Origin of the sequence: Joostella atrarenae (genome assembly GCF_021764745.1) — a bacterium.
Classification (GTDB): Bacteria; Bacteroidota; Bacteroidia; order Flavobacteriales; family Flavobacteriaceae; genus Galbibacter; species Galbibacter atrarenae.
In genome coordinates this window covers 1-3596 of sequence record NZ_JAETXX010000028.1, presented here as the reverse complement: position 1 = coordinate 3596, position 3596 = coordinate 1, and the positions used below count along the sequence as shown (strand labels likewise).

3 protein-coding genes and 1 pseudogene are annotated in these 3596 nt (G+C 34.0%); 3 read left to right on the top strand and 1 reads right to left on the bottom strand.

Translation table 11 applies throughout. The features are described 5' to 3' along the window. Positions 1–1266 (bottom strand): TonB-dependent receptor plug domain-containing protein (locus JM658_RS16860; protein ID WP_236961047.1); only part of this gene is annotated, 1266 nt, incomplete at its 3' end. Positions 1267–2085: 819 nt separating this feature from the next. On the opposite strand from JM658_RS16860, the gene JM658_RS16855 reads away from it, so the two are divergent. From JM658_RS16855 to JM658_RS16845, 3 genes and pseudogenes are all read left to right on the top strand, one after another. Next, positions 2086–2412, top strand: a complete 327-nt coding sequence (locus JM658_RS16855) for a hypothetical protein (protein ID WP_236961045.1) — start codon at positions 2086–2088, stop codon at positions 2410–2412. Between the two features lie 163 nt (positions 2413–2575). Then, positions 2576–3298: a Cthe_2314 family HEPN domain-containing protein gene (locus JM658_RS16850; protein ID WP_236961043.1), complete on the top strand. Its 723-nt coding sequence runs from the start codon at positions 2576–2578 to the stop codon at positions 3296–3298. A gap of 100 nt (positions 3299–3398) precedes the next feature. Continuing rightward, a pseudogene (locus JM658_RS16845) lies at positions 3399–3596 on the top strand (hypothetical protein); the annotation flags it as partial.

The following is a 3596-nucleotide window of genomic DNA, read 5'->3' as shown; positions in this document are numbered from 1 at the left end:
CAGAATCAGCGCCTCAAGGGTCGGATCACTCGCTAATAAATCATTATTTTCATGGGTATACGAAGTGGTGATATTAGCGTGGAATTTTTGATCTGAAGAATAATGGTTTAAATTCAGTTGACCTGTAATACGTTGGTTTCCAAAATCTCCCGGAAATACAACGGATTCATCCCTATATCCACCTCCAAACCTAAAAGTCGTTTGATCGCTTCCCCCTGAAAGGTTCGCATATATATTGTTTATATAGGAAGATCCACCAATAAGCTCCTCCTGCCAATCTGTATAACGGGCCCTGTCCCATTCCAACAGATCATAAGCATTACTAGAGGTTTGCTCCCGATTATCATTAGCAAAGGCCTCTTCCCGCATTGTTATATATTCATCGGTATTTAAAACATTCATGAAATTGGAGACCTGCCCGATACCGCTTTGTAAATTGACATCCAATTTTAGCTTTCCGCTTTTTCCCTTTTTAGTAGTAATCAATACCACACCATTAGCGCCTCGTGAACCGTAAATGGAAGTTGCATCTGCGTCCTTTAAAACTTCGATATCGGCTATATCCGAAGGATTAATACTATTTAAGGGAGATGAATTTCCATTGGCACCCTGCACTAAACTAGAAGTTATCGGATCGGAAGGATAAGGAACTCCATCTACTATAAATAATGGATCATTTCCATCCAACCGAATGCTATTCCTTCCTCTGATTTCAATAGAAAAGTCACCCCCAGGCACACCGGAATTTTGGGAAATATAGACCCCGGGAATCTTTCCCTGCATGGCAGCCAATGGATTTGATACGGGTTGCTTCTCTATATCTGCAGCCGTTATACCGGAAATACTTCCCGTTCGCTCCTTTTCCGATACCGTATAATAACCAGCATTGACCGTAACGGCGCCAAGATCGGTAATAGCATCCTCCAAGACAATGGAAAAATCTCCCTTCGATCCTACTCTTATTTCTAAAGATTTAAAACCAATGTAAGTGATAATTAAAACATCGGTAGGAGTGGCCTCTAGATAAAAGACACCTTCACTGTTTGTAAAAGTTCCGGTTGAAGTGCCTTTTATACGAACCGAAGCTCCCTGAACCGGAGTTCCGCCCGAATCAGTAACCACTCCCTTAATCCGATGTTGATAAACAGCTAAATCAAAAAAATTAACACCCCTAGTATTCCCAAACAAGGAATACGTTCCAATAGAAAAGATAAGCAGGGCATATAATAGTGTACACTTATCTCTTATAATATATCTTTTTTGCATAATTTTTAGTTGTTGTAATAAAACTTCGGTTTTGTTAGAATAGACCCTTTATCTTCTCTATATTTCTAAAAGGGTCTTTTTGAAATTCACGCTTACCCTTACGCATAGATATGCCTATAGCCATTACCTACAATAAAATTATCGGTAAGACAGGTTCTATGGTAAGAACAGCCTTAAGGTCTAAACCATCGTTTCGTTACATGGCCGGATACCATGATCATGTGTAGTCGTTAATTATGAGAGAAAAAAGTATTGAAGTACCGAGACATCCGCATCGTTTAGCCACTTATTATTGATAATAAGTTTTGGCAATCGACCACTGAGCCTAAATTATATCGTCACTCCCATAACAATAATGTCCTAAATTGGACATTTTGGTTTTTTAGGAAATAGGATAAAATACACCGTAAACGCAACATTATACTGCGCCTTGATAATCAAGTTTTTTGGTTGGTGTTTCATCCTATTTTTTATCTAATTGCAACAATCCAATTAAAATGAAGAAACCAACGCTAAGAATAGTAAGGAGAGTTTTAGCCAAAAAAATAGGCGCGGAACTCAGCTTATTGTTCTCAAGGCACTGGCGGCACCTATACCACTAATAAGAGAGCCCACGCCCGCGGTCGTGAGCAATCTGCTTATTATCTCGTGGTAATTAAAACGCCAGTTTTTGAGAACGAGATTCAAAGCAATTGCTTCTAATATTTTCCTATTTGAAGAATTGCAAATATAAAACAATAGTATCTTTCTAATTAAGATACAACACCAAATATAGTATAAATTATCGGAACGGTAAAACGTACCGATAATTTATTTGCTATGAAGTTAATTGCATATGTGGAAAAGGCATTACAAGAAAATATAAAAATTAGAATTGCAATTAGCTTAAAAACCCTTTTACAAAAGAGCAAGTTGCTAACTAAGGAACAAAAAGATTTTGTTGGTGACAGCCACAATACAATTGCTTTAAATGCTGGGATTAGAAAAGCTACAGTTACGGATATTTTTAATGCCAAATCAAGCCCAAACTCAACAACATTGATTTTAATTGTAGAAGCGATGGGGCATAAATTGAGTGATTTTTCTAAGATTTATGATTCTTTGAAGGATAGCGAAATCCACGATTTTAGAAAGGCAAAAACATAGGATAAATAAAGATCGTATTATAATTTGCCAATCCCTTAATGTGATTGGCTTTTGATTTTATGGAGTTTAAAGTTTAACATCATCGAAGTTGAATTTTTTGAGTATTTTATCAAGGTGAATAGGTATTAAATTGTTTAGTGCAATACTATTAAACCCGTAAAATATGAATAAAAGAAAAATTCATTCAAAATATTACAAGTATCCAACATCAGACGAGAGAAGTGCTATAGCCATAAAAATACCAACTTATGTTAGGTTCAATTTTGAAAGCATAAACATTGTCGAATCTGTATTCCAATTAAAAAGACCCTTAGAAGAAATCAACCAGAAAAATAATTTACACTATTGGAATATTACGCTATCAAATCGACTCGGAAAGCTCAAAGAAACTCATTTATATTTACTAACTCATTTTGATAGAGGATTTAAAGAAAACCATTTAGATTGTAATGATAAAGAATTAGTTGATCACATTTTGTTTGATTACTACGTTGAGATTTTTTATTATTTTTTCTTTTCTACACGAGATACGCTAGCTCAACTTCTAAATATCTATTTCAATTTTAAAATGCCAGATGGAAAAGTTAAATTTGAATCCGTATTACGCTTAATCAAAAATGAAGATATTAAGAGTTCGCTTGACTCATTTTATAAGGTGACAAAGGTTGCAAATAATTATAGAAACAGTTTAACACACAGATTCCCAATAAACGAAAAAGATTATAGAACAGAATTTAAAACTACCTCAAATGGTGATAAAGAAATTTCTGTTAAGGGTGGAGACTACATAGAATCCGATAAAATTCTACTTAATATTAATGAAATTTCTAACAACCTATCAAAATTATTACTTGAGATAAAAAGCGTCATAGAAAAACCTTCTTAATGACATAAATTAAACCATAGGATATAATATGTTATAGTTATGTAGTTTTAGTTAAAAATAATATTTTTACAATCCTAAATTAATGACCAAAACTTAATCTATGGAATTTTTAACCGGGAAATCTCTTGCAGACGAGATTTATGATACTATCTATTATGCTGAAAAATACGTAATCATTTTATCTCCTTTCATTCAGCTTGATGAATACTTTAAAAATGAAGTATTTAAAACAATTCGAAATAATTCACATGTGCATGTAATTTTGGGATTCGGTAAGAATGAAACTAATATAACCAAG